This window comes from Ancylothrix sp. D3o, from assembly GCF_025370775.1.
GTDB lineage: Bacteria > Cyanobacteriota > Cyanobacteriia > Cyanobacteriales > Oscillatoriaceae > Ancylothrix.
The window spans coordinates 489,791-514,215 of sequence record NZ_JAMXEX010000002.1; the positions used below are offsets into that span (position 1 = coordinate 489,791).

Annotated in this window: 26 protein-coding genes and 1 pseudogene; 12 read left to right on the forward strand and 15 right to left on the reverse strand. The window is 44.1% G+C overall.

Annotated features, from left to right (window positions below):
* Positions 1 to 62 precede the first annotated feature (62 nt).
* Together NG798_RS06370 and NG798_RS06375 are read left to right on the forward strand one after the other, a co-directional pair.
* Positions 63 to 680: a histidine phosphatase family protein gene (locus NG798_RS06370; RefSeq protein ID WP_261221176.1), complete on the forward strand. Its 618-nt coding sequence runs from the start codon at positions 63 to 65 to the stop codon at positions 678 to 680.
* A 48-nt stretch (positions 681 to 728) separates the two neighbouring features.
* Positions 729 to 1,766, forward strand: coding sequence for a glucokinase (locus tag NG798_RS06375; RefSeq protein WP_261221178.1), 1,038 nt, complete (start codon positions 729 to 731; stop codon positions 1,764 to 1,766).
* A gap of 84 nt (positions 1,767 to 1,850) precedes the next feature.
* Here NG798_RS06375 and ylqF read toward each other — a convergent pair whose 3' ends face one another.
* Together ylqF and NG798_RS06385 are read right to left on the reverse strand one after the other, a co-directional pair.
* Positions 1,851 to 2,708: a ribosome biogenesis GTPase YlqF gene (ylqF, locus tag NG798_RS06380; RefSeq protein ID WP_261221180.1), complete on the reverse strand. Its 858-nt coding sequence runs from the start codon at positions 2,706 to 2,708 to the stop codon at positions 1,851 to 1,853.
* A 111-nt stretch (positions 2,709 to 2,819) separates the two neighbouring features.
* Positions 2,820 to 3,227, reverse strand: a complete 408-nt coding sequence (locus NG798_RS06385) for a universal stress protein (RefSeq protein WP_261221182.1) — start codon at positions 3,225 to 3,227, stop codon at positions 2,820 to 2,822.
* Positions 3,228 to 3,363: 136 nt separating this feature from the next.
* On the opposite strand from NG798_RS06385, the gene NG798_RS06390 reads away from it, so the two are divergent.
* The 5 genes from NG798_RS06390 (at position 3,364) to NG798_RS06410 (ending at position 8,059) form a co-directional block, all read left to right on the forward strand.
* Complete coding sequence (locus tag NG798_RS06390) at positions 3,364 to 4,566, forward strand: phosphoglycerate kinase (RefSeq protein ID WP_261221184.1); 1,203 nt, start codon at positions 3,364 to 3,366, stop codon at positions 4,564 to 4,566.
* Between the two features lie 317 nt (positions 4,567 to 4,883).
* Positions 4,884 to 5,369 (forward strand): ATP synthase F1 subunit epsilon, encoded by a 486-nt coding sequence (gene atpC, locus NG798_RS06395; RefSeq protein WP_261221186.1) that lies wholly within the window; start codon positions 4,884 to 4,886, stop codon positions 5,367 to 5,369.
* Between the two features lie 91 nt (positions 5,370 to 5,460).
* Positions 5,461 to 6,309 (forward strand): alpha/beta fold hydrolase, encoded by an 849-nt coding sequence (locus tag NG798_RS06400; protein ID WP_261221187.1) that lies wholly within the window; start codon positions 5,461 to 5,463, stop codon positions 6,307 to 6,309.
* 138 nt (positions 6,310 to 6,447) lie between these two features.
* On the forward strand, positions 6,448 to 6,891 hold the full coding sequence (gene psbQ, locus NG798_RS06405) for a photosystem II protein PsbQ (RefSeq protein WP_261221190.1): 444 nt from the start codon (positions 6,448 to 6,450) through the stop codon (positions 6,889 to 6,891).
* A 106-nt stretch (positions 6,892 to 6,997) separates the two neighbouring features.
* Positions 6,998 to 8,059 (forward strand): FAD-binding oxidoreductase, encoded by a 1,062-nt coding sequence (locus NG798_RS06410; protein ID WP_261221192.1) that lies wholly within the window; start codon positions 6,998 to 7,000, stop codon positions 8,057 to 8,059.
* Here NG798_RS06410 and NG798_RS06415 read toward each other — a convergent pair.
* Positions 8,032 to 8,388 (reverse strand): FHA domain-containing protein, encoded by a 357-nt coding sequence (locus NG798_RS06415; RefSeq protein WP_261221194.1) that lies wholly within the window; start codon positions 8,386 to 8,388, stop codon positions 8,032 to 8,034. The genes NG798_RS06410 and NG798_RS06415 overlap by 28 nt on opposite strands.
* 234 nt (positions 8,389 to 8,622) lie before the next feature.
* On the opposite strand from NG798_RS06415, the gene NG798_RS06420 reads away from it, so the two are divergent.
* Both NG798_RS06420 and NG798_RS06425 read left to right on the forward strand, forming a co-directional pair.
* On the forward strand, positions 8,623 to 9,105 hold the full coding sequence (locus NG798_RS06420) for a hypothetical protein (RefSeq protein ID WP_261221196.1): 483 nt from the start codon (positions 8,623 to 8,625) through the stop codon (positions 9,103 to 9,105).
* Between the two features lie 375 nt (positions 9,106 to 9,480).
* A complete protein-coding gene (locus NG798_RS06425) occupies positions 9,481 to 9,879 on the forward strand; it encodes a hypothetical protein (RefSeq protein ID WP_261221198.1) in 399 nt (132 codons plus the stop codon).
* A 56-nt stretch (positions 9,880 to 9,935) separates the two neighbouring features.
* Here the strand turns inward: NG798_RS06425 and NG798_RS06430 are convergent, their stop codons facing one another.
* The gene (locus NG798_RS06430; protein ID WP_261221200.1) at positions 9,936 to 11,993 is read right to left on the reverse strand and encodes a prolyl oligopeptidase family protein; all 2,058 of its coding nucleotides are present in this window, start codon (positions 11,991 to 11,993) and stop codon (positions 9,936 to 9,938) included.
* A gap of 128 nt (positions 11,994 to 12,121) precedes the next feature.
* On the opposite strand from NG798_RS06430, the gene NG798_RS06435 reads away from it, so the two are divergent.
* Both NG798_RS06435 and NG798_RS06440 read left to right on the forward strand, forming a co-directional pair.
* Positions 12,122 to 13,969 (forward strand): bifunctional serine/threonine-protein kinase/formylglycine-generating enzyme family protein, encoded by a 1,848-nt coding sequence (locus NG798_RS06435; protein ID WP_261221202.1) that lies wholly within the window; start codon positions 12,122 to 12,124, stop codon positions 13,967 to 13,969.
* 102 nt (positions 13,970 to 14,071) lie between these two features.
* A pseudogene (locus NG798_RS06440) lies at positions 14,072 to 14,905 on the forward strand (formylglycine-generating enzyme family protein); the annotation flags it as partial.
* A 100-nt stretch (positions 14,906 to 15,005) separates the two neighbouring features.
* Here the strand turns inward: NG798_RS06440 and NG798_RS06445 are convergent.
* The 3 genes from NG798_RS06445 to NG798_RS06455 all read right to left on the reverse strand — a co-directional run bounded on the left by NG798_RS06445 (position 15,006) and on the right by NG798_RS06455 (position 16,907).
* Complete coding sequence (locus tag NG798_RS06445; protein WP_261221204.1) at positions 15,006 to 15,287, reverse strand: type II toxin-antitoxin system mRNA interferase toxin, RelE/StbE family; 282 nt, start codon at positions 15,285 to 15,287, stop codon at positions 15,006 to 15,008.
* Positions 15,287 to 15,511, reverse strand: coding sequence for a hypothetical protein (locus tag NG798_RS06450; RefSeq protein ID WP_261221207.1), 225 nt, complete (start codon positions 15,509 to 15,511; stop codon positions 15,287 to 15,289). Before NG798_RS06450 ends, NG798_RS06445 begins: the two co-directional genes overlap by 1 nt.
* A gap of 217 nt (positions 15,512 to 15,728) precedes the next feature.
* Positions 15,729 to 16,907: a YcjF family protein gene (locus NG798_RS06455; RefSeq protein WP_261221209.1), complete on the reverse strand. Its 1,179-nt coding sequence runs from the start codon at positions 16,905 to 16,907 to the stop codon at positions 15,729 to 15,731.
* Between the two features lie 231 nt (positions 16,908 to 17,138).
* Here NG798_RS06455 and NG798_RS06460 point away from each other — a divergent pair, with 231 nt between their 5' ends.
* A complete protein-coding gene (locus tag NG798_RS06460; RefSeq protein ID WP_261221211.1) occupies positions 17,139 to 17,642 on the forward strand; it encodes a GAF domain-containing protein in 504 nt (167 codons plus the stop codon).
* Positions 17,643 to 17,788: 146 nt separating this feature from the next.
* Here the strand turns inward: NG798_RS06460 and NG798_RS06465 are convergent, their stop codons facing one another.
* The 8 genes from NG798_RS06465 to atpB all read right to left on the reverse strand — a co-directional run bounded on the left by NG798_RS06465 (position 17,789) and on the right by atpB (position 24,389).
* Positions 17,789 to 18,400, reverse strand: a complete 612-nt coding sequence (locus tag NG798_RS06465) for a Uma2 family endonuclease (RefSeq protein ID WP_261221213.1) — start codon at positions 18,398 to 18,400, stop codon at positions 17,789 to 17,791.
* A 239-nt stretch (positions 18,401 to 18,639) separates the two neighbouring features.
* Entirely contained in the window at positions 18,640 to 19,590 is a 951-nt protein-coding gene (locus NG798_RS06470) for a F0F1 ATP synthase subunit gamma (RefSeq protein ID WP_261221215.1), read from the reverse strand.
* A gap of 179 nt (positions 19,591 to 19,769) precedes the next feature.
* Complete coding sequence (gene atpA / locus NG798_RS06475) at positions 19,770 to 21,287, reverse strand: F0F1 ATP synthase subunit alpha (protein WP_261221217.1); 1,518 nt, start codon at positions 21,285 to 21,287, stop codon at positions 19,770 to 19,772.
* A gap of 116 nt (positions 21,288 to 21,403) precedes the next feature.
* On the reverse strand, positions 21,404 to 21,952 hold the full coding sequence (gene atpH / locus NG798_RS06480; RefSeq protein ID WP_261221219.1) for an ATP synthase F1 subunit delta: 549 nt from the start codon (positions 21,950 to 21,952) through the stop codon (positions 21,404 to 21,406).
* Positions 21,952 to 22,500 (reverse strand): F0F1 ATP synthase subunit B, encoded by a 549-nt coding sequence (locus tag NG798_RS06485; protein WP_261221220.1) that lies wholly within the window; start codon positions 22,498 to 22,500, stop codon positions 21,952 to 21,954. The genes atpH and NG798_RS06485 overlap by 1 nt, the downstream gene beginning before the upstream one ends.
* Positions 22,501 to 22,571: 71 nt before the next feature.
* The gene (locus tag NG798_RS06490) at positions 22,572 to 23,063 is read right to left on the reverse strand and encodes a F0F1 ATP synthase subunit B' (protein ID WP_261221222.1); all 492 of its coding nucleotides are present in this window, start codon (positions 23,061 to 23,063) and stop codon (positions 22,572 to 22,574) included.
* Positions 23,064 to 23,259: 196 nt separating this feature from the next.
* Positions 23,260 to 23,508: an ATP synthase F0 subunit C gene (gene atpE / locus NG798_RS06495; protein WP_261221224.1), complete on the reverse strand. Its 249-nt coding sequence runs from the start codon at positions 23,506 to 23,508 to the stop codon at positions 23,260 to 23,262.
* A gap of 122 nt (positions 23,509 to 23,630) precedes the next feature.
* A complete protein-coding gene (gene atpB, locus NG798_RS06500) occupies positions 23,631 to 24,389 on the reverse strand; it encodes a F0F1 ATP synthase subunit A (protein ID WP_261221548.1) in 759 nt (252 codons plus the stop codon).
* Between the last annotated feature and the right edge of the window lie 36 nt (positions 24,390 to 24,425).

A 24,425-nucleotide genomic window follows, 5' to 3' on the forward strand; every position in this document is an offset into this window, starting at 1 on the left:
TGTTTCATCCTTCGTGACGTTCGCTGTAAAATGTGCTAAACCCCCATCACTCTCCTCCCTAAATGGCTCAAATTGTCTGGATCGCAAGACACGCAAACCGGCTCGACTTTGTTAACCCAGAATGGTTTAATACAGCAGAACGGCGGTACGATCCTCCCCTCTCGGATGACGGAATCGAACAAGCAAAACTGCTAGGAAAACGCCTCAAAGGTGCCGGAATTAGACATATTTTTGCCTCCCCATTTTTGCGAACCGTACAAACAGCCCATGCGGTTAGCGACATTATTGGAGTGCCGGTGAAAGTTGAGGCCGGTTTAAGCGAATGGCTAAACGCCGAATGGATGACAGAAAAACCCGAAACTCTCCCCATCAGCGCCTTACATTCCCAATTTCCAAATCTTGACATTAGCTATTCTTCTGCTGTTATCCCCACTTACCCGGAAACTGAGGAAACAGTCTTTGGCAGATCCGCTTTAACAGCAAAACTGCTCGCCGAAGAATACCCCGAAGATATCTTATTAGTTGGACACGGCGCTTCTGTTTTAGGTGCCGTTTTGGGCTTAACTAATAACCAAGCTGACGCCGAAATGAAAGTTAATCTTTGTTGCCTTTTCAAATTGGTACGGCATGGTGAACAATGGTTGATAGAACTCAATGGCGATACGTCGCATTTAAAATAGAGTCAAATGACCATTAACAATTAACCTTACACCCAAAACAAAGGACAAATGACAAAAGTATTAGCCGGTGATATTGGCGGAACTAAAACAATTTTACGCTTGACGGATGTGCAATCAAAAGGTAAAATTCGCCTCTTTCAAGAAAAATATCCAAGTGCAAAATATCCCGATTTAGTCCCGCTGGTGCGGGAGTTTTTGGCAGCAGCAGAAACAGCATTAGGCGAAAAACAAATCCCCGAAAAAGCTTGTTTTGCCATTGCGGGGCCGGTGGTTAATAACACAGCCAAATTAACCAATTTACCCTGGTTATTGGAAGCACACCGGCTAGAACGTGATTTAGGCATTGGCAAAGTAAGTTTAATCAACGATTTTGCCGCTGTTGGTTACGGAGTTGTAGCTTTAGACTCAGAAGATATTCATACTTTACAAGCCGGTAAATTTGATATAAAAGCACCCATTGCTATTATCGGTGCCGGCACCGGCTTGGGGCAATGTTTTGGCGTTCCCCTAGGCGCGAATTATCACATCTTTTCCACAGAAGGCGGGCACACAGATTTTGCGCCCCGCAATCAATTAGAATTTGATTTATTGGAGTATTTGATTGATAAATATAGCATCACTCGTGTCTCGGTTGAGCGGGTCGTTTCCGGTCAAGGAATTGTAGCAATTTATCAATTTTTACGCGACCGGCAAGGCAGTCACAATTCAAAAGTAGCCGAAATTGTCCGCAGTTGGGAACAGCAAGCAGGACGCAAAGAAAAAACTGTTGATCCCGCCGCCGCCATTTCTTCAGCCGCCTTAGAAAAAAGCGATGATTTATCTGAAGAAACTATGCAAATTTTTGTGGAAGCTTACGGCGCAGAAGCAGGAAATTTAGCCTTGAAATTATTACCCTATGGCGGTCTTTATGTAGCCGGAGGAATTGCTGCAAAAATTTTGCCATTACTTCAAGAAGATAACCGATTTATGGATGCTTTTAGGCATAAAGGACGGGTTTCTGGATTGGTAGAAAGAGTGCCGGTGCGGGTAGTTTTAAACCCCGAAGTTGGCTTAATTGGCTCCGCCAGCTACGCCGCACACTTGTAAAATTAAGTAGCATTTGTTGGGTTTCTTTTCGGTGCCGAACTACCGCCACAAAACGAACCCAACCTACCCATTTAAAATCTAAAATCACATCACCGGCGGTAATTCCAAAGGCACCGGCCCCAATATTCCCTTGCGAAACTCAGTTAAAATTAACTTCGCAGTTCTCTCCACATCTCCCTTAAACTTCACCTGAGCAACCTTTTGCAAAAAATCCTCAGCATTCCCCAATAACGGGTCAATTTCATAACGAGATTTAACGCCCTCCAAACTCACTAAACCCTCGCTGATCGCTTCTACATAAGTCATTAAATCTATCAACTTAACCGCCGCTAAATAATCCTCATAAGAAGCATCGCCAATATCATCACAAATTGCTAATTTATAGGCATTTTCCTGATCTTCCAGCTTCACAGGAATTACCCCAGGCGCATCCAACAATTCAATTTCTGGTGAAATTCTTACCCAGCGCAAACTACGAGTCACCCCCGCACGCGCTGCACTGTCTACCACCCGGCGGTTTAAAAGCCGGTTAATTAACGCCGATTTTCCCACATTCGGAAATCCTATCACCACCGCTCGCACCGCACGCGGCAACATTCCCCGCGAGGCCCGTTTTTCATTAATGGCCACACCGGCACCCTGAGCAGCTTTTAAAACAGACTTGACACCTTGCCCATTTTGTGCATCGGTAAAATATGCTGTTCCGCCTTCGGATCTAAACCATTTTTCCCAATTTTGCCGCACTCCGGGGGGAATCATATCAAGCCGGTTGATTACCAAAACCCGACTTTTGCCCCCCACCCAAGTTTCTATCTGCGGGTGTTGCGTTGCCAAAGGAATACGCGCATCGCGCACTTCCAAAACTACATCTACTCGTTTTAACTGTTCTGCAAGTTGCCGTTCAGCCTTGGCAATATGCCCCGGATACCATTGAATACTCATTTTTCAAAAATCCTTTGTCAAAAGTCATTTGTGATTTGTCAAAAGTCAATGAACAATGACCAATGACCCTTAACCATTGACTTTTGACCATTGACTATTGACGATTTATGCCTATGGCACAATTAACACCGGACAGGGTGCGAGGTTGATAACGCGGTTGGTGACGCTCTCAGAAGCGCCCTCTTCAGTTAAACCCATCCCCCGGCACCCCATGATAATCAATTCGGCGCCAATTTCGTCAGCCACATCGCAAATCGTAAAAGCCGGCTTGCCTTCGCGTTCGATAATTTGAGCATCGATGCCTTTTTGAGAAAACATCGATTGAGCATTTTTGAGCAATTCCGCTATGGCATCGGGCGATGACATCGTGCTACCGGCAGGCGTTTCGGGATCTGCCGGCTCTACCACCGACAACAAAACCAAACGACTGCTAAAGGTTTTAACCATATTAACAACAGTATCCGCAGCCTCGCGGGATTCGCGGCTTTGATCCATGGGAAATAAAACAGTCTTAAACATAAAGTCACTCCAAGACACACTCTTCGATAAAATGTTTACGGCGCACCGTCGGGTAGATTTCCTTCCAACCGCTCTTGAGTTTCGCAAGAGATGCGGTGGAATTTAAACAAAAAAACGCAATTAGGAGGTTTTATCAATGCCCAAGAAAACTGTAGCAAATTTATCGGAGTCAGACCTAGCGGGTAAGCGCGTGTTGGTGCGGGCCGATTTTAACGTGCCTTTAGACGATAGCGGCAACATCACCGATGATACCCGTATCCGGGCTGCACTGCCGACGATTCAAGACTTAGCCGGCAAAGGCGCAAAGGTGATTTTGTGCTCTCACTTCGGACGTCCCAAAGGTGTTGAGGAAAAATACCGCCTCACGCCGGTGTCTGCACGTCTCTCGGAATTGTTGGGTAAAACCGTTGTCAAGTGCGATGATTGCATTGGCGATGAAGTAGCAGCCGCCATTTCCAATATGCAAAACGGCGATGTCGCTTTGTTGGAAAACGTCCGCTTCTACCCCGATGAAGAAAAGAATAACCCGGAATTTGCCGCTAAGTTAGCCGCCAATGCTGACTTGTATGTAAACGATGCGTTTGGTACTGCTCACCGTGCCCACGCTTCCACCGAAGGCGTCACCAAATATCTTAAGCCTTCTGTGGCCGGTTATTTGATTGAAAAAGAATTGCAATATTTGCAAGCTGCTATCGAAAATCCCCAACGTCCTTTAGCTGCAATTATTGGCGGTTCTAAAGTTTCTAGCAAAATTGGTGTGATTGAAACTTTGCTAGAAAAATGCGACAAATTGATCATCGGTGGCGGGATGGTGTTTACTTTCTTCAAAGCTCGCGGCTTGAATGTTGGTAAGTCTTTGGTGGAAGAAGATAAACTCGAACTTGCTAAAACTTTAGAAGCTAAAGCTAAAGAAAAAGGTGTGCAATTGTTGCTACCTACTGATGTGGTTGTGGCTGATAAATTTGCTGCTGATGCTAATTCTCAAGTTGTCAGCATTGAAAATATCCCCGATGGCTGGATGGGTTTAGATATTGGCCCGGATTCTGTTAAGTTTTTCCAAGAAGCTTTAGCCGATTGCAAGGCGGTAATTTGGAATGGCCCGATGGGGGTTTTTGAAATTGATAAGTTTGCTGTAGGTACGGAAGCTATTGCTCGGACTTTGGCAGAATTAACTCCCAAGGGTACTACTACAATTATCGGTGGTGGTGACTCGGTTGCTGCTGTGGAAAAAGTTGGTTTGGCTGAGCAAATGAGCCACATTTCTACTGGCGGCGGCGCTAGTTTGGAATTGCTCGAAGGTAAAGTTCTCCCCGGTATTGCGGCGTTGGATGAAGCCTAAGCCGGTTAATTTTTAGTAAGCTGGGTTACACCTAGCTTTGTAAGTTTTTTGGCTGGGTTTCTCCCAGCTTTTTTTATCGGTTTTAACGGCCTTATACCAAATCCGATGCCCAAAAGGTAATTTATCTGTGGATCTGGCAACATGAGCCGCTAAGAGCAGGCAGGATGCCTGCTCCACTGGTTAAAAAAACGACCCTCGAACAGACCCTATATAAACCGGATTTAATATAACCGGCAATTTCAGGAAAATTTAGTACAATTGTTACTGATTTTTTGGTAATTTTTTGCTACAACTGATTTACAGTTTACCAATTTTATATGGCTTTAAATCTTCATTTAACGACTCCTTCAAAAACAATTTGGGATGCACCGGCCACTGAGATAATTTTGCCAACAAAAACCGGCCTGGTGGGAATTCTTAAAGGTCATGTGCCGCTGATGACGATGATAGACACCGGCCTGGTGAAAATTCGCTTTGAAAAAATCTGGATTCCTATTTATGTAAGTGGTGGTTTTGCTTCAGTAGAAAAAGATGAAATAACAATTTTGGTCAATGAGGCAGAAAGAGGCAATAAAATAGATGTTGAGGCGGCGAAAACGGCCCTGGAAATGGCGGAGATAACTTTTTCGGAGGCGGAAAAACCGGCAGAAAAACTGTTAGCAGCACAACGCTTAAAAAAAGCTAAATACCGACTCGCGGCTGCGGTTGAGTTTCCTGCTGTGGTGCCGGTGAATTTACCCGGAGAAGCCAAGAATTTATCGGGCAATAAACAAAGTTTGGAAATGTTGGAAAAGTTGGAATAGTGGAAAAAAAGAGAAGTCGAAAAAAAATCTCTTGCTTAGTGTTACCACTTGACGGTAAGCTCAAAAGTTGACCGGCTTTTTGAGTAAGATCGTGGCTATTCAACAAGATTTAATTAAAGTAGGCAATTTAGAGTGGTTTTATCGGGAGTCTAATCCGGTGGGGGAATCGGATAAGTTGCCGGTGGTTTTGCTACATGGGTTTCCCTCTCAGAGTCATTGTTGGACTGAGGTGATGCCGATTTTGACGCAAAATGGGTTTCGCTGTATTGCGCCTGATTGGGTTGGGTTTGGTTTGTCTTCTAAGCCAGAAAAGCGCGATTTTGCCTATACTCCTGATGCTTTTATTGAGGCTTTGGGGGGGTTTGTGAAGGCGCTGGAGGTTGATAAGTTTCATTTGGTTGTGCAGGGGTTTTTGGGTTCGGTTGGGTTGCAGTATGCTTTGCGTTACCCAGAACAAGTTGGCCGGTTGGCGATTTTGAATGCGCCGGTTTTTAAGGAGGCTAAGGTGCCTTTTCGTATTCAGCAGCTTGGTTTGCCGTTTGTTGGCGATATGGTGACTCAAGATCCTCTTTCTGTTGAGCGCATTCTTGAGGCCGGTTGCCGGTTGCCCATTTCTGATCAAGATTTAGATATCTATCGCCGGCCTTTTTTGAAGACTTCTGCTGCTGGGCGTAGTTTGCTTTATACGGTTCGCAATTTGCAACTTAATCAGGCGATGGCTGAGGTTGAAAGCGGTTTTGCCGGTTGGAGTCATCCGACTTTGGTTATGTGGGGAATGACTGACCCTTGGTTAAGTTTTGAAGGGGCAGAAAAATTTGCGGGTATTTTGCAAACTAAAGAAGTGGTGAAGTTGCCAGAAAGTGCTCATTATCCCCAGGAGCATTGGTCGGAAGACGTGGGAAATGGGATTACAACATTTTTACGGCGCTCTGAGGTTTAGGGGAATGGTGGGCTATGCCCACCGTATTTTGTGTTAAATATGCAAGTTTAGTCTGTTTTCCCTAATCATTGAGCGCCCTATCTTGATATATTTTTGTTCGGAACGCTAAGTGATTGGTTTATGACAAAGAATTTGGTTATGTCTCGTTTTCGGTCAGTTTTGGCGGTTGTTTTGGTGGTTTTTGCGTCGTTTTTCTTTAGTTTTGCCAGTTTTGCGGCGACAAAGGCGGCGACTTATACACCGGCTCAAGTTCAGCTTATTAAGAAATATGAACCTCGTATTGCTGAGTACCGGGGACGGATGGATGAGTTGCAAGCGTTGATTAAAAAACGCGAATGGGTGAATGTTGGTTCTTTTATTCACGGGCCTTTGGGCCAGTTGCGGCAGGATATTGGTTATTTAAACCGCAATTTGTTGCCGAAGGATCAACCGCAGGCGCGTGAGGCGGCGAAAGACCTTTTTGTTGATTTGGAGGCTATTGATAAGGCTGCGGAGGTGGGTAATTATACTTTGGCGGTACAGAAGTATAACCAGGCTTTGAATGATTTTGATGCTTATTTGAAGTTGGTTCCGCAGGTTTAATTTTTAACCGCAGATGAACGCAGATGAACGCTGATGAATAGGATTGTTTTTCTGTGTTTGTCTGTGGTTTTTTTATGGATTATATTTGAGGGTTTAACAGATTTTTATGGATGTTGTTGTTGTTGGTTGTGGGGTTGTTGGGGCTTCTATTGCTTATGAGTTGAGTAGGGTTTCGGGTTTGCGGGTTAGGGTTTTGGAGAAGGATGAACCGGCTTTGGGATCTACTGCGGCGGCGCTTGGGGTTTTGATGGGGGTGGTTAGTCATAAGGTGAAGGGGAAAAATTGGCGGTTGCGTTTGGCTAGTATGCGGCGTTATGAAAGTTTAATTCCTGAGTTGGAAGAGTTGACGGGAAGAAGGATTTTATATAACCGGAATGGGATTTTGATGTTGTGTTTTGATGAGGAGGAGTTGGGGAGAAAACAACATCTTGCTGAGGTTCGTAAATCACAGGGTTTTGAGTTAGAAATTATTGGTTTGGATAATTTTAAAAAACGTTTTCCGCAGGTGTGTTGTGAGGGGGTTTTGGGTGCGGTTTTTTCTCCTGATGACCGGCAAGTTGATCCGGTTGGTTTGACTGCGGCTTTGGTTGATGGTGCTCAAAGAAATGGGGCGGTTTTTGAGTTTGGGGTGGGGGTTGAGGGGTTTGATTTTAATGCGGAAAAAGCCAGGGTTGAGGTGAGGATAAGGGGGGGAATTATAGGGGCTGATTGGGTGGTTATTGCGGCGGGTTTGGGCAGTTTTGGTCTGCAAAATCAGGTGGAAATTAAGCCGGTTTTGGGTCAAGGTTTGTTGTTGCGTTTGCCGCAACCTTTGGCGGATAATTGTGAGCCGGTGATTACGGGTAATGATGTGCACATTGTGCCGGTTGGTGGTGGTGATTATTGGGTGGGGGCGACGGTTGAGTTTACGGATGTGGCGGATGATGGTTTGTTGGATGAGGTTTTGCGTCAAGCAGTGCAATTTTGCCCGCAATTAGAAGGCGGGGAGATTGTGAGAAAATGGTCGGGGTTGCGTCCGCGTCCAGAAGGGCGACCGGCGCCGGTGATTGAAGCGTTATCTGGTTATAAAAATGTTTTGCTGGCAACCGGCCATTACCGGAATGGGGTTTTGTTGGCGCCGGCTACTGCTTTGGCTATTCGTCAAATGATTGCGCCAGAGGTTGTTTGAGTGGGTTTGGGGAGGTTTTTAAAGTGGGTTATACCTGTTTTGATGTGTATTTGGGGGCCAGAATTGGCGAGGCGGATCATCATATTATCGGTAACGGGGACTTCGATGATGGCATGATCTTCGAGGTAGGTTCCGTTACTGCTGAGGTTAACGAGTGTCCACCGGCACCCTCGACGTTTGAGTTCGATGTGGTGGCGGGAAACGACTGCGCTGTGCAAAATAACGTCGTTGTCGGCGGATCTGCCAACGCGGATCAGCGTTTGGTTTTCAAATGTCCAGCTTTGGGCCGGTAGGTTGGAAAGTCGATGCACCAAGGTGAGAGTAATCACTTTGTACTCCGCACAAAATATGAGAATTATGGTTTTTAGCTGACGTTTTTTGTAACAAGAGGTTTCTAATTAGTTTGTAATTTTCTGGTTTGGTTTATATAAAAAGGCTTAACAGAATAAGAAAAAATATGCAAGGGTCTGAGATACCTTATTAAGTTTTTTATTAGGGTGGGTTTTTTCTTGTATATTACGAAATGTTAACTATCTGGCAATCATTGCTAATAATTTGTAGTTATGGATACAAAAGCTTTGGGAAAACCTCGTCCGCTTTGGCAAGTGATTTTGTTATCGGGTGTAACCGGCTTGCTATATTATGGCTGGTATAAGTGGATTATTCAGGAAGAGTTGCGCCGGTATAATGGTGAGGGGTGGTCTGGTACAAAGTGTTTATTACCGTTTGTGTTGGGGGTGGCAATTCCGCAATTATTGCGTATTTTTGATCCTGATGTTCCGGGGTGGTTTGGTTGGTTTTCTTTGTTAGGAATTGTCTGGATTTATATTGTGCAGTTTAAGCTTTATAAGACGGTGAATGGGCTTTACCGTGAGGCGGGGTTGAAGGAACCTTTAACGGTTTGGTGGATGTTTGTACCTGGTTTAAATTTAGTTGTGGGGTTGCGCCAAATTCATTTTTTAAGTCAGTTTTGGGCAAAAAAACAAGGCGTTACAGTTAAGGATAAGTTTGCGGAAAGTATTCCGTTTTTGTCAGCAAATGCTTAAGGGTTTTTCCCCTATTTTTGGAGAAATAGGGGATGATTGTTGAATTGTTTTTTAGGTATTTTTTTGCTTGGCTTAGATAGAGTCAAGTGATTTTGATGCTGATAATTAAAATAGAAAAGCTGGCCAGGATGCTTAATTTATATTAAGAAAATTTAAAAATTTCAAATTGGCTTTTAACAGCCCTTGACATTCAAAAATATCCATGATATTAAATTATTTATCAGGTTTTAGTTTATAAGCTGTTTCTTTATTGTTTTTTGGGGAACAAAAAAAACTTTTAAGCGATCTAAAGTAAAGCTCGTAACTAAGAGCGGATTTTTTATGATTTCAGGGTGCATTGCTGACAAGTGTTAATTATAACTAGCAGGAAAACAAATGAAATTGAATCAAAAATTAGCCGTGTTGGTGGCTGGTATTTCTTTGGTGTTTGCAGGGGTGCAAACAAGTTCTGTGAGAGCAGAATCTTTTGAGAATAAAACAGGAAATGTGTTGTTGGCACAGAATCCGGGAGAGTACAAATTTAAATTAACCAATAACACATCTAAAGCTATTGTGACGGTGGTGGCAGCAGAAGTAGCAGGAAATGAGACTGTGGGTGATTTTACATTAGATGGCCCTATTAATTCTGGTGATTCCCTTACTTTAATTTGGGATAAAGCGACCGATAGTAGTCAGTGTGAGTGGGCAATTACGGTCGGTTTTGAAGATGGTTCTGTGGCGGAACCCTCAATTGTTGATTTCTGCCAATCAAATGTGTCTTTAACTGTTGAATAAACGTAAACAATAGTTTTTAAAAACCTGGACTTTAAACAATCCAGGTTTTTTTTGTTTTAGGAAATTTCTAAAACTCTCGCTAAAAATGCCCATTTGTCGGCAAGTTCTTCGATGATTTTAGCAGTAGGTTTACCGGCGCCATGACCCGCTTTTGTTTCAATGCGAATTAAAACGGGGTTTTCGCCGGTGTGGTTTTCTTGGAGGGTGGCTGCAAATTTAAAACTGTGGGCCGGTACAACGCGATCATCGTGGTCTGCGGTTGTTACCATTGTAGCAGGATAGGTGGTGTTTGGCTTCAAATTATGCAGGGGAGAATAGCTGTATAAAATGTTAAAGTCTTCGGGATTTTCGGGGGAACCGTATTCAGAACACCACGCCCAACCGATGGTAAATTTATGAAAGCGTAGCATATCCATAACGCCGACATCGGGGAGGGCTGCGCCGAATAATTCGGGACGTTGGGTAATGCAAGCGCCTACTAATAAACCGCCGTTACTTCCGCCACCAATGGCGAGTTTTTTGGGTTGGGTATATTTGTTTTCTATTAACCATTCGGCGGCGGAAATAAAGTCATCAAAAACGTTTTGTTTTTTGTGTTTCATGCCGGCTTGGTGCCAGTCTTCGCCGTATTCGCCACCGCCGCGTAAATTGGCGATAGCTAAGACTCCGCCGAGTTCCATCCAAATAAGTTGTCCGACGGAAAACCAGGGGGTTAAGGAGATACTAAAGCCGCCGTAAGCGTATAAATAGGTGGGGTTGTTTCCGTCTAGCTGGATGCCTTTTTTGTGGGTAATGAACATGGGAACTTGTGTTCCGTCTTTGCTGGGGTAAAAAATTTGTTTGGTTTCGTATTCTTCGGGGTTAAAATCTACGTTGGGTTTGCGGAAAACAGTGCTTTTTCCGGTGATCATGTCGTAGCGGTAAATGGTGGCGGGGGAGGTAAAGCCGGTGAAGCTATAAAAGGTTTCTGTGTCGTGACGTTTGCCACCAAAACCTCCTGCTGAACCAATTCCGGGGAGTTCAACTTCGCGGACAAAAGAACCATCTAAGTTAAAGATTTTAACTTGGGTTCTGGCATCTTTTAAGAAGTCGGCAACAAATTGGTTATTCAGTAAGCCAATACTTTCTAAAACTTCGTCTGTTTGGGGGATGATTTCTGGCCAGTTTTCCTTTGATGGGTTGTTGATATCGATGGCAATAACTCGTCCGCGAGGTGCGTTTAAATCGGTATGGAACCAGAAAAGAGTACCGTCGTTATCGATGAAGCTATAACTTGCTTCAAATTCGTTGATTAGTTCGATTACTTGGCTATTTGAATCTGTTAAATCTTTGTAAAAAACGAGGTTTTTGGGGTCGGTTCCTAGCCATACGGAAATTATCAGATATTTGCCATCTTCGCTGACTCCACCGGCAAATCCCCATTCTTTTTGATCGGGCCGGTGATAGATTAAAATATCATCAGATTGGGGTGTACCAAGTTTGTGATAATATAGTTTTTGGAAGTAGTTTGCATCTTCTAATTTTGTGGCTTCGTTGGGTTCATCATACCGGCTATAAAAAAAGCCTTGATTGTCGTGAGTCCAAGATGCACCAGAAAATTTTATCCATTGGAGATGATCGTTTAAATCTTGGCCGGTTTCGATGTCTCTAACTTTCCATTCTTGCCAGTCGGAACCAGAGGAAGATAAGCCATAAGCTAATAAATTTCCGTCTTCACTAATGGCGGTTCCAGAAAGTGCAACGGTTCCATCTTCAGAAAGTTTATTTGGGTCGAGTAATTCTCTGGGTTCACCGTCTAAACTTTTTAAAGTGTAGAGGACGCTTTGATTTTGCAGGCCGTCGTTTTTATAATAAAAATAGCGGTTTCCTTGTTTAAAAGGGATGCTATATTTTTCGTAATCCCAGAGTTTGGTGAGTCGTTGTTTGAGGGTTTCGCGGAGGGGAATTTGTTCGAGAAATTTAAAGGTAATTTCGTTTTGTGCTTGTACCCATTGTTGCGTTTCTTCCGAGTCTGGATCTTCTAACCAACGGTAGGGATCTGCAACGGTTGTACCGTGATAGTCGTCGAATTGTTCAGCTTTCCGGGGGGTTGGATAATTGAAGGTTTTGGACATGATGAGATTTTTGATAGAATTTTCTTTAGTTTAACATTGTGTCGGGTAGGTTGGGTTGAGGAACGAAACCCAACCTACCAGAATTTGCGGCACAATAGAATTAGATTTTTATTTGATTTGTCTAAAAAATGCTTTATTGTTTAAATCCAAGTTGCCAAAAACCAGAAAATACTAGCAGTGCAAAAGTTTGTAAAAGCTGTGGAAGTTCGCTTTTACTTAGAGGAAGATATAGCATAATTCGTCCGTTGAGTCAAGGCGGTTTTGCTAAGACTTTTTTGGCGCAAGATGAAGACCGGCGTAGGGCAATTTGTGTAGTAAAACAGTTTGCTCCTTCGCTGTTTATACCGGCTGCTTATCAAAAGGCTGTGCAATTATTTAATGAGGAAGCAGAAAAGCTTATACATTTGGAAGATCACCCGCAAATTCCTACACTTTATGCTTATTTTCAAGAAGGTAATTGTTTATATTTAGTGCAGCAATTCATTAAGGGTGAAACTTTGATGGAGTTGGCACAAAAGCAAACTTTTAATGAAGTGCAAATAAGGGAATTATTGGGTGATGTTTTGCCGTTGTTGCAGTTTATCCATGAGCGAAAGGTAATTCACAGGGATATTAAGCCTGATAATATTATTCAGCGGGAAAATCGGCAATTTTTACCTGTTTTTGGTAGGGGAAATGGGGGGGAATATGTGTTAATTGATTTTGGGGTAGCGAAACAGTGGACGGGGAATTTATTAAGCCGGCAAGGTACAATGACCGGCACGCCTGGTTATGCACCAATTGAGCAAATGCGAGGTATAGCTTATCCTGCGAGTGATTTGTATAGTTTGGCTGTGACTTGTATTCGGTTAATGACGGGGATTTTTCCAAAAGATGATGGTTCAGATGAGCTTTATGATAACTTAACTGGCAATTGGTTATGGCGAGAAAAGTTGCCCGAAGGAATAGAGTTTTCGCCGCAACTTGGGGCAATTTTAGATAATTTGTTGTCTGATTATGTGAAGGAAAGATATCAGTCAGCCGGGGAAGTTTTGCAAGTTTTGCAAACGAAAGTAGCCAAAAATGTCGCGGTAGCACAAAGTAGCAAAAAGGCAATCAATCAGCCAAAAGCCAAGGCGATAGAAACGGCAGAGAAAAAAGAGCCGGTGAACCAAGTTTCGGAATTTGAAGTAATTAGGTTAGATGCGCGGGGGAAAGAAATTAACCGGCAACGCAAAATCGCAGAAAGCTTTGTGGAAAAATTGCCAGGTGGAGTCAGTTTAGAAATGGTTTCTATTCCGGGGGGTATTTTTTTGATGGGTTCGCCAAGAGGCAAATATTTAACGCGGGAATATCCGCAGCATTCGGTGCAAATTAAGCCGTTTTTTATGGGGAAATTTACCGTGACTCAGGCGCAATGGAAGGCAGTTGCAAGTTTGCCGAAAGTGAGTAGAGTTTTGGAAAAAGAACCGGCAAAATTTAAGGGTAAAAATAGGCCGGTGGAGTGTGTTTCATGGGAAGATGCTATCGAGTTTTGTGCCCGACTTTCGCGGCTGACTGGCAAAAGTTACCGGCTTCCTTCAGAGGCGGAATGGGAATATGCTTGTCGGGGGGGAATGATGACGGATTTTTGTTTTGGGGAAACGATGATTCCGCAGTTAGCTAATTTTGATGCGGGGGTGTCGGGGGGATGGTTTGGTTGGAAAAAACAGGAAATTCAAGAAACAACTGATGTGGGTAGTTTTGGGTTTGCTAATGATTTTGGCTTGTATGATATGCACGGGAATGTCTGGGAATGGTGCGCTGATTTTTGGCATGATAATTATCAGGAAGCACCTACTGATGGTAGAGTTTGGAAAATAGGCGGAGATGATAAATTTCGGGTGCAGCGTGGGGGTTCTTGGTGTAGTAATTTGTTGATGTGCCGGTGTGCTTATCGGGATAGAGATTTGGTGGAGAAAAAAGAGGATAATTTGGGGTTTAGGGTGGTTTGTTAACCCTTGCAGTGTAGATGTAAAGCAGGCCAGATGCCTGCTTTACAAATAAATGTAGAATATAGAGAGGTTTTAGATAATAAATTAAGGATTGAGCAAATGCAGTTAAAATCGTTTGACTTTGAAGTAGTGACTGTGGATGCTGAGGGGAAAGAAATTAAGCGCCAACGCCAACAAGCCGAATATTTCACAGAAGATTTAGGCGCTGGGATAATACTAGATATGGTATCAATTCCAGGGGGTACATTTAACATGGGTTCCCCCACTTCAGAAGCTGACAGAAGCAACAATGAAAGTCCGCAACATTCGGTAACAGTCAAGCCTTTTTATCTGGGGAAATATGCCGTCACTCAGGCACAATGGAAAGCAGTTGCAAGCTTAGCCAAAGTTAAACAAGACTTAGACCCAGATCCATCTCTTTTTAAAGGTACAAATAGGCCGGTTTCGCAAGTAAGCTGGGAGGCTGCTATCGAATTTTGTGCCAGACTTAGCAAAAAAACCGGCAAAAATTATCGCTTACCGAGTGAGGCAGAATGGGAATATGCTTGTCGTGCAGGAACATCCACACCCTTTCATTTTGGCGAAACAATAACCCCAGATTTAGTTAACTATAATGGCAAGTATCCCTACGCCTCTGCACCAGAAGGAAAAGATAGTGAACAAACAACAGATGTAGGCAGTTTTCCACCCAATGCCTTTGGTTTATACGATATGCACGGCAATGTTTGGGAATGGTGTCAGGATGTTTGGCATGAAAATTATAATGGTGCGCCTGTGGATGGTAGCGCTTGGGAAATTGGAGGTGATTCTCAATACCGGGTACGGCGTGGAGGTTCTTGGTACTACTATGGGAGGCTTTGCCGTTGCGCTTATCGTGACTGGCTTCAGCCTGCCTACTGGTGGAGGTTCAGCAGTTTTCGCGTTGCTGTTTCCCCTTGACTTAGCCCTTAGCACTTTTGCTCTTTTCCCTTCTTTTCTTTTCCCTTTTGGTTGTCACCGGCAGGCGACTCGAAATTTTTTCAGCTATGTACTACCCCTTCTAATAAACCTCATCATGGGAACCTAGAGTGTGAAGTAAAATCACCTCTTCCTGAGAATCGTCATCCGGCACAAATTCAAATAGAATGCGATTGCTATAATCAATAGAACAAGACCAAACGCCCGATAAATCTCCTTTCAGCTTATGAGTTTTCAAGCTAGGATGAAAGGCATCTGCTGTCAATTGTTGCAAAGTTTCTTCAACAGCCGTGCGTAGCTGTGGATTTTGACGAGACACGCGCTTAAAATCTCTCACAAACCTAGAACTCCAAAGCAACCGCATTAACTGTCTAACTCCGCTAATAGATCAGCAATTGAGCCTGTTTTAACTTTTCCTTGTGCATATTCTTGGCGAGATTCATTAACAGCATTAACCAATTCAGCGCGGCGCTGTTGTTTAATGCGATTTTGAAGAATATTTACCATAACTTCTTGTTCTTCCAACGTAAGAGATTCTAAGATTTCTAGAGCTTTTTGGAAGTGAGAATTTTTTTCTGTTTGGAGCATTGTTTTATAACAGTTAAACTAAATCTAGTCTAGCAAAAAATCCCCCCACCGGCCATCGCTTCTAACCCTAAAACTGTATTTTCTTATTGTAGGTGCCGATTTTAATTTTAGTCGCCGGTTAAAACTACCCGAAAAAAGCCTTTCAAACTAAATAATTAACTTATCTAACCCCACCGGGGTTTTATTTCTGTAGACGCCGGTTTTAACCGGTGGCGCTTTACTCAATATCAATCTCACGGGGCACCGGCTCATCATCCTTAAGCGTCTTCCTTCCCGACGTCGCATAATCCTTATAAAACTCCCCAAACAACCGCGTTAAATCCCCCATAGACAAACTTTTCCCACTAATTTGAGCCTGCAAATAAACCCTCAATAACTCAATATAAGCCAACCCCAAAGCCATCGTCAAAGTCGCCGCAGTCGCCGCCGAAATAGCACCACCTAAAACCGTCCCCGCACCCGGAATTAACTTCAAAACATTCGTCACAATAAATCTCCCCGTCGCCGCCATTCCCCCCACACCGGCTATAGAAGAAAGCACCCCACTAATAAAAGCTTTATCAAACGGCAATCCAAAAATTACCGTAATATGAGCCAGCATCGTTGTTTGCATCGGAATTAACAGCAAAGCGTCCGAAAACGGAATAGGAGAAGCCCCAACAATAGCCGAACTAGCCACATAACCACTTACATATTTAAACGCCGCTTCCGACTTCAATTTAATACTAGCAATTTGCTCCTTTACAAAAGCTTTTTGTGCCACATCCGGCAACAATTCAAACGTCGCCTCCACCAATCTTTCTAAACCATAAGATTCTATATTAAACTTCCCTACCTTTTTATCTTCTGCCAACACCGGCACCAAATAACTCACCGGCAGATTTTTCCTCTCCAACCACTTCAAAAACTCGCTGCTATTCTCTTCCTCATCAAGAGAAATTGCCTGTGTCAAAACCAAAATCACCGGCACTTCTTTATGTACCAATTCCCTCAGCCATTCCTCTTCAATTTCCTCAAACCGGCCCGTTTCGTGATTAATACAATACCATATTACATGAATATGATCCTTTGCCGGCAGCATTCTTTGGTCTTCTATCAGCTTATCGACTTCAAATTGAACTTTTTTAACTTTTTCCTCATCCAACTCTAACCCCAGAGTATCATAGACAGTAATCGGGCAATTTTGCTTTGTATATTGACGGATACTTTGAGTAATTGGTCTTCCCACGCCGGTTTCTGCCAAACGTTCTTGAAACACAGCATTAATTAACGTACTTTTGCCGACGCCGGTTTTCCCTATCACTAAAACATTACATTGTCCCACTTTACTTTCTGCATCTGTGTAAGCTTGGCTAATTTTAATTAATAGCTCATTTAATGATAAATCTTGCGGCATTTATTAAGACTCCTTTGCAAAGGCGAAAGCCGGCACTTGCAGAAAAATTATATCATGGCCGGTGCTGAAAAAGGCCGGTTGGTCAAGAAACAAAGAGATTAAAAGACCATTTATGTTATAATCAAAGATTGGGGGGAAACAAGTAAAATAACACCCCTCAGATATTTTTGCTGAGCGTGTTCGCTGACTTTATCCCATCCGCACACAACCACATCTCACACAAGAATACTTATGTCTGATGCGAACTTAGAAAGAATTACAAGCCGGCTCTATAAAACCCTGAGAAAAGATGCAATTGTCCAATCCACAACAGACAACCTGCGTCAAACATTACAAGTAGATCGGGTGGTTTTATATTACTTTTACCGGCAATGGGAAGGACAAGTAACTTTTGAATCTTTGCTCGATAAAAATTTATCAATTATCGGACAAACCGGCCCAGATCAATGTTTTAATGGAGATTATGCCGCCATGTATTTAGCGGGGAGAGTGCGAGCCGTTCCAGACATAGAAACCGAACCAATACACGAATGCCATAGAGATTTTTTGAGACAGCTAAAAGTGCGAGCAAATTTAGTGGTGCCGGTTCTCAATGCTCAAGGGTTATGGGGATTATTAATTGCCCATCATTGCACAGGCCGGCGGGAATGGTTGGCAAAAGATATAGAATTAATGCAAGAAGCGGCGCAAACATTAGCAACTGCCGGTGCTATTCGAGATAACGTGCCGGTTTAGGTTTGGTAGGGTGGGCATTTTCCACCCTTTTTAGTGATCTATTTCTAGGGTAGCTATTCGCGTAAGGAAATCGAATTTTTGATTATAAAAACACACTTTTGATTTTAAGTGCTAGTAGTTAAAACCAATAATTTATAGCAAATATCCTAACCAACATCCTCCCCACGAATCACAGAGCGAAACTCATTAACAGCATCAAATTGATCCGTAAAATTCACATATTTAGACAACAAAACCAAATCCAAATCTGGCAACAAACCACTTTTTTCACACCGCACATAACCCCCCTCACCCAAACAAAAAACCATCATTTGATTATCTTGCCAAAACCAAACTTCAGCCACCCCCAAAAGCTTATAAACCTCCAAAACCTCCACACCCCCACTCGTCACCACCACCTCAATTGCAATATCAGGAACCGGCTTTTTTGACCCCAAACTATAAGACTCATCAGGCTCCTTTCGCGCACCCAAAGCTTTACTCCCCAAAGTAGGGCCACCGCGAGCGTAAAACCGAATACCTATATGTTGCAAATAAGCTTCAACTAATAAACCAATTGTACTTTTAGATTCTTCATGTTCATCAGAAAGCGGAGCCATAATATCCAAAATTCCATCTAAATAAACAAAACGCAACCCACAAATCCCCTCAAAAGCCGCCTCAATTGCCTCACATTGTTGCCAAGACACATCATATAAAGTCAAGCAACCTTCCTGAAAACAAGCAGCGTTTTTCTTTTCCAAAATTGCTGTCATCATAACGCCCTTAAATAAATAAAATCCATTGCTATTCCTGCCCCTAATTCTAACAACCCCCCACCACCTCATAGTCCCTTCGGGACTTCCTTCCTGTAGACACCTGTTTTAACCGGTGGCTTTCGTGTAGACAGCGGCACCGTACAGACGTTCTGCCAGAACGTCTCTACCAACCTCAACCCACAAAAAAAGCGCCTGAGTCACCCCAGACGCCAAACACTCGTAAATATCTAAACCTAACTTTAACCGCGCAGCGCCTCAGCACCACCGCAAACCTCAAGAATCTCCTGAGTAATTGCCGCCTGACGAGCCTTGTTATAAGTCAAAGTCAAAGAACCAATCAACTGCTTAGCATTATCACTTGCACTACTCATCGCAGTCATCCGCGCCGCCAACTCACTAGCAGCAGACTCCTGCAAAGCACGCAACAATTGATTATTCAAATAAAGCGGCAACAAAGCATCAAGAATTTGAGTAGGATCTTGCTCAAAAAGCATATCGCGGGGGAGAGCCTTAACCTGCGAAGCCATTTTCTCCCGCGTCACCTCAAAAGCACCGCCACGAGTCGTCAAACGGAAAATTTCATCATCCGTAACTTCCAACCCTTGCGGAGTCAAAGGCAACAAAGTTTGAACAACCGGCCGAGAGCTAATCAACGAAACAAACTTCGTATAAATCAACTCAAAGCGATCCACACCTTCCGACAGAAACAGCGACAAAAGTTCATCAGCAATTTGCGAAGCCTCAGAAGAATTCGGCACCTGCTCCAAACCCGTATAAGTAGCAGCAATCGGTTGATTTCGACGTTGGAAATACTGAATCGCCTTACGTCCAACCAAAACAAACTTATAGTCCAGACCTTCCGCCTTCAGTTCTTTAGCCCGTGCCTCAGCCCGTTTAATAATATTCGTGTTATAACCGCCGCACAAACCGCGATCACCCGAAATCACCAAAAGACCGACACACTTAACCTCACGTTGTTTCAACAGAGGTAAGTCTGCATCCTCAAACCGCAGACGCGCCTGCAAGCCGTACAAAACCTGAGCCAAACGATCCGCAAAAGGACGAGTAGCAATCACCTGCTCCTGAGCACGACGAACCTTAGCCGCCGCCACCAGACGCATTGCTTCAGTGATTTTCTTTGTATTTTTAACCGACAGAATTTGATCTCGAATTGCCTTTAAATTTGCCATAATTCCTAACCTCTATCCCCTTATACTCTCGTGCCCTGGCTAAGCCAGAGAACGCAGATCGTGAGGCTCTCCCTCACTATGTAGAACGAGGCAGAGCCTCTGAATAGGCATTCCCAGACATTGCCTGGGAACGAGAAAACGAAGAAATTCCCAGGCAACGCCTGGGAACCAGAGAAACACTAAGCGGCTGCCTTGAAGGACTGCTTAAACTCAGAAATGCCTTCTTTGAGCAGATTTTCTGCCTCATCAGTCAATTGTTTTTGACCTTGCACGATTTCACCATATTTCGCCTTGCTAGTCCGCAAATATTCGCGGAAACCCTTGGTGAAAATTGATATCTTATCCGCAGGGATATCATCAAGATAACCATTAATCCCTGCATAGATAATTGCTACTTGCTCATTCAAAGGCAGAGGAGAATTTTGAGCCTGTTTCAGCAACTCACGCAAACGTTGACCGCGAGCCAATTGGTTTTGAGTTGCTTGATCCAAGTCAGAAGCAAACTGAGCAAACGCAGCCAATTCTTCAAACTGCGCCAACTCCAATTTCACCTTACCTGCAACCTTTTTCATCGCCTTGGTTTGAGCCGCAGAACCCACACGGGACACAGAAATCCCAGGGTTTACCGCCGGACGGAAACCAGAGTTAAACAAGTTAGAAGACAAGAAAATCTGACCGTCGGTAATTGAAATAACGTTCGTCGGAATATAGGCAGAAACGTCACCGGCCTGAGTTTCAATGATCGGCAAAGCCGTCATGCTACCTTCACCCAATTCGTTGCTGAGTTTCGCAGCGCGTTCGAGCAAACGAGAGTGGAGATAGAACACATCCCCAGGGTAAGCTTCCCGACCCGGCGGACGGCGGAGCAACAAAGACATTTGACGGTAAGCTTGGGCTTGCTTGGACAAGTCATCATATATAACAAGCGTATGCTTGCCTTTATACATGAAATACTCAGCCATACTTGCGCCGGTATAAGGAGCCAAGTATTGCAAGGTAGCCGGGTCACTTGCGTTTGCAGCGACGACGATTGTATAATCCATCGCGCCTTTTTCTTGCAAAACGTTGACCACGTTAGCAACCGTAGAGGCTTTTTGACCGATGGCAACATAAACGCAGATCACGTTTTCCGATTTTTGGTTAATAATCGTGTCAATCGCAATTGCGGTTTTGCCGGTTTGCCGGTCGCCAATGATCAATTCCCGCTGACCACGACCGATGGGAATCATCGCATCGATAGCGGTAATGCCGGTTTGCATCGGTTCATAAACCGAGCGGCGCTCAATAATACCAGGAGCCGGAGATTCAATTAACCGGCTTTCAGAGGTGTTGATTTCGCCTTTGCCATCAATAGGCCGGCCCAAAGCATCCACCACGCGACCAACCAAAGCGTCACCCACCGGCACCTGAGCAATTTTGCCAGTCGCGGTTACAGAAGAGCCTTCTTGAATTTCCCGGCCTTCACCCATCAACACCGCACCCACGTTATCCTCTTCGAGGTTCAGTGCGATCCCGATAGTGCCATCTTCAAACTCCAGCAGTTCACCGGCCATCGCCTTCTCTAAACCATAGATCCGAGCGATACCGTCTCCAACTTGCAGCACCGTACCAACGTTAGAAACCTTAACATCTTGGTCGTACTGCTCAATCTGCTGCCGAATAATGCTGCTGATTTCGTCTGGTCTGATTGCTACCATTGCTGTTATTTATCAGTAATCAGTTGTTTGTAAATTGGTCATTTGTCATTAGTCCTTGGTCATTGGTCATTTGTGAAACAGCCAATGTCTAAATTCCAACTCCAAATTCCCATCAGTTAGGCCGCTAAGCGTACACCAATACGGCGCAGTTGACCACGCAAACTCGCATCAATAATTTGCGAGCCTACCTTAATAATGACACCGCCAATTAAATCGGGGTCAATAGTAGTTTGCAAATCCACCGAACGAGCGCCGGTAATATTTTGCACTCTTTGTTTCACCGATTCTTTTTGAGCGTCATTTAGCTCAACAGCAGAAACAACTTCTGCCAAAACCGTTTGATTCAGTTCACGCAAAAGAGCAAGATACTGTTTGCCAATTCCTTCTATAAAAAGAATGCGGCCCTTATCAACCAGCAGCATCAAAAAATTACGCAGGAAAGGATGAGACTCATCGCCCACAATTCGCTGCAATACTGCTTTTTTGTCTGCCACTTTAATAAAGGGGTTCGCCAAAAATTGACTTAGGTCAGCAGAGCCTTCCAAAGCACTCACCAAAGCGCGAACTTCATCCCCAAAACGGTCAGCTAAATTATGAGTTTTCGCCACAGACATCAAAGCCTGAGCGTAAGGTTCTACAATTTCAGAACTCACTAAACTTTTCATCAGCGACCCCCTAGCATCGCAATGCTGCGGTCAATTAACTGCCCTTGAGCATTATCATCTAAGCGCTCTTTCAACTGAGACTCAACTTTTTGCAACGCCATCGCTGCAACACGAGCGCGAAGTTCATTCACCACCCGCTCTTTCTCAGTTTCGAGATCCTTATCAGAATCAGCCCGCAAGCGTTCCACATCCTTAATAGCTTGCGCCATAATCGCCTCTTTTGCTGCTTTTGCTCGTTCTTGAGCAGCAGCGCGGATGCGTTCAGCCTCAGCTTGGGCTTGAGTTAATTTTTGCTGGCCTTCAGAAAGCGAAGTTGCTGCTTCTTGCAGCTTTTGCTCGGCTTCCTTAATTGCTGTTTCAATTCGATTGCGGCGTTCGCTTAAAACATTTCCCAAAAAGCCGCGACCGAAATAAAACAGCACTCCAATAATAATCGCCAGGTTAATTAGGTTGGTTTCAAAAAGATCAAAATTTAAACCGAAACCACCATGCTCTAATTCAGTTTCTACTGCCTCGGCTGCTGTAGCCAATAGCCAAAAAGTCCCCATGATACCAAATCCATTACTGTGTGTGTTTGTTACCAACCCAAAAAACACAAACTTTGTATTTTTGTATTTTTTTAACGGTTGGCTAACTCAGGGCCAAGTAGTTTTTCGAGGATCTGGCGACTGAGAGCGTCTACCTGTTGCTCAAGAGCTTGTAGCGCTTCTTGTTTTTGCCGGTCAATGTCTTTTTGGGCTTGTTCACGGATAGCTTGCGCTTCTCTACCGGCAGATGCAATTTGCTCCGCCGCTACTTTCTGCGCTTCTGCTTCCGCCGCCGCAATAATTGACTGTGCTTGCCGGCGAGCATCGCCTAATTGTTGCTCATATTCACGAGTTAACAATTGGGCTTTTTGTAAGCGCTCTTTCGCATCTTTTTGATTGTTGCGGACATAAGAATCCCGCTCATCAATCGCATTGCTCAGGGGCTTATAGAAAATCGCGTTTAGAATTGCTGCCAAAAGTAGAAACTGCACCGCCATTAAGGGCAATGTTGCATCTAAATCAAACAGCCCCCCCGCTTCCTCTTTTGCAGCTTCAACTGCTAATAAAAACGTCCAGTATGTCATAGCAACGGTTCGCGGCTCTGCTTTCTTAATATGAACCAGTCAAAACTCACAGAAAACTGCCTAAACCAGACGAAGAATAAATCTTCTTGCTGGGCAGTATCTCATTGAACTGACGAGGGCCGGCTTTTGCCGTATCTAGGTTGTGTAGCGGCACGTTAAAAACGCACCGTACACATCTCAAGCGTAAGCAAAAACCTTAGCCAGCGAAGGGGTTGGCGAACAACAGAACCAAAGCGACCACCAAACCGTAAATGGTCAACGCTTCCATAAATGCCAAGCTAAGCAGCAAAGTACCGCGAATTTTGCCTTCAGCTTCGGGCTGACGAGCAATACCTTCCACAGCCTGACCTGCTGCATTACCTTGACCAATACCAGGGCCGATAGCGGCCAAACCAACAGCTAGAGAAGCGGCAACAACGGAAGCAGCAGCAACTAATGGATCCATGATTTTTTCCTAAGTACAACTACAAACGAACAAGAAAAAAGTTAAACAAAGAGTCTTGATTTTATGCAATTTGAATGTTTCCACTCAAACTCCCCATCAAAACCAAATCAGAGCGCGATTGCTTAATCGTGATGCTCTTCACCGCCATGCCCTTCCAAAGCTTCATGGATATAGGCCGCAGCCAGCGTGGCGAAAATTAACGCCTGAATTGCACTGGTAAACAAACCTAACACCATCACCGGCAAAGGAACAAACAAAGGCACCAGCAGCACCAGCACAGCCACCACTAACTCATCCGCCAAAATGTTACCAAAAAGACGGAAAGACAGCGATAGCGGCTTGGTAAAATCTTCCAAAATATTGATCGGTAAAAGAATCGGTGTCGGTTGGATATACTTGGCAAAGTACCCCAAACCCTTCTTGCTAAAACCGGCATAAAAATATGCCAAGGAAGTCAGCAAAGCCAGCGCCACCGTTGTATTAATGTCATTGGTAGGAGCAGCTAGTTCACCTTCTGGCAAATGAAGCAGCTTCCAGGGAACCAAAGCACCCGACCAGTTCGACACAAAGATGAACAAAAACAAAGTGCCAACAAAAGGTACCCAAGGGCGGTACTCTTTCTCGCCTATCTGGTTCTTGGCCAGATCCCTGATAAAGTCCAGGGCATACTCCATAAAGTTTTGCATACCACTCGGCACCCTCTGGATGTTCCGAGTAGCAGCCAGCGAAGCAATCACCAGCACACCGATCACAAACCACGAAGTCAAAAAGACTTGACCGTGTATTTTGAGACCACCAAGGTGCCAGTAAAAATGCTGGCCAACTTCCAGTTTGGCGAGGGAAAGCGAGTTAAGGGTGTTTAACACATCCAACATATTGATTCAGGAGGCTTCCCCAGATGCGAGAAATTCAGCTAT

Excerpts from the sequence above, each read along its gene's own strand:
- NG798_RS06370 (WP_261221176.1), top strand. The coding sequence starts at position 63 with ATGGCTCAAATTGTCTGGATCGCAAGACACGCAAACCGGCTCGACTTT.
- NG798_RS06375 (WP_261221178.1), top strand. The coding sequence starts at position 729 with ATGACAAAAGTATTAGCCGGTGATATTGGCGGAACTAAAACAATTTTA.
- ylqF (WP_261221180.1), bottom strand. The coding sequence starts at position 2,708 with ATGAGTATTCAATGGTATCCGGGGCATATTGCCAAGGCTGAACGGCAA.
- NG798_RS06385 (WP_261221182.1), bottom strand. The coding sequence starts at position 3,227 with ATGTTTAAGACTGTTTTATTTCCCATGGATCAAAGCCGCGAATCCCGC.
- NG798_RS06390 (WP_261221184.1), top strand. The coding sequence starts at position 3,364 with ATGCCCAAGAAAACTGTAGCAAATTTATCGGAGTCAGACCTAGCGGGT.
- atpC (WP_261221186.1), top strand. The coding sequence starts at position 4,884 with ATGGCTTTAAATCTTCATTTAACGACTCCTTCAAAAACAATTTGGGAT.
- psbQ (WP_261221190.1), top strand. The coding sequence starts at position 6,448 with ATGTCTCGTTTTCGGTCAGTTTTGGCGGTTGTTTTGGTGGTTTTTGCG.
- NG798_RS06410 (WP_261221192.1), top strand. The coding sequence starts at position 6,998 with ATGGATGTTGTTGTTGTTGGTTGTGGGGTTGTTGGGGCTTCTATTGCT.
- NG798_RS06420 (WP_261221196.1), top strand. The coding sequence starts at position 8,623 with ATGGATACAAAAGCTTTGGGAAAACCTCGTCCGCTTTGGCAAGTGATT.
- NG798_RS06425 (WP_261221198.1), top strand. The coding sequence starts at position 9,481 with ATGAAATTGAATCAAAAATTAGCCGTGTTGGTGGCTGGTATTTCTTTG.
- NG798_RS06430 (WP_261221200.1), bottom strand. The coding sequence starts at position 11,993 with ATGTCCAAAACCTTCAATTATCCAACCCCCCGGAAAGCTGAACAATTC.
- NG798_RS06435 (WP_261221202.1), top strand. The coding sequence starts at position 12,122 with ATGCTTTATTGTTTAAATCCAAGTTGCCAAAAACCAGAAAATACTAGC.
- NG798_RS06445 (WP_261221204.1), bottom strand. The coding sequence starts at position 15,287 with ATGCGGTTGCTTTGGAGTTCTAGGTTTGTGAGAGATTTTAAGCGCGTG.
- NG798_RS06450 (WP_261221207.1), bottom strand. The coding sequence starts at position 15,511 with ATGCTCCAAACAGAAAAAAATTCTCACTTCCAAAAAGCTCTAGAAATC.
- NG798_RS06455 (WP_261221209.1), bottom strand. The coding sequence starts at position 16,907 with ATGCCGCAAGATTTATCATTAAATGAGCTATTAATTAAAATTAGCCAA.
- NG798_RS06460 (WP_261221211.1), top strand. The coding sequence starts at position 17,139 with ATGTCTGATGCGAACTTAGAAAGAATTACAAGCCGGCTCTATAAAACC.
- NG798_RS06465 (WP_261221213.1), bottom strand. The coding sequence starts at position 18,400 with ATGATGACAGCAATTTTGGAAAAGAAAAACGCTGCTTGTTTTCAGGAA.
- NG798_RS06470 (WP_261221215.1), bottom strand. The coding sequence starts at position 19,590 with ATGGCAAATTTAAAGGCAATTCGAGATCAAATTCTGTCGGTTAAAAAT.
- atpA (WP_261221217.1), bottom strand. The coding sequence starts at position 21,287 with ATGGTAGCAATCAGACCAGACGAAATCAGCAGCATTATTCGGCAGCAG.
- atpH (WP_261221219.1), bottom strand. The coding sequence starts at position 21,952 with ATGAAAAGTTTAGTGAGTTCTGAAATTGTAGAACCTTACGCTCAGGCT.
- NG798_RS06485 (WP_261221220.1), bottom strand. The coding sequence starts at position 22,500 with ATGGGGACTTTTTGGCTATTGGCTACAGCAGCCGAGGCAGTAGAAACT.
- NG798_RS06490 (WP_261221222.1), bottom strand. The coding sequence starts at position 23,063 with ATGACATACTGGACGTTTTTATTAGCAGTTGAAGCTGCAAAAGAGGAA.
- atpE (WP_261221224.1), bottom strand. The coding sequence starts at position 23,508 with ATGGATCCATTAGTTGCTGCTGCTTCCGTTGTTGCCGCTTCTCTAGCT.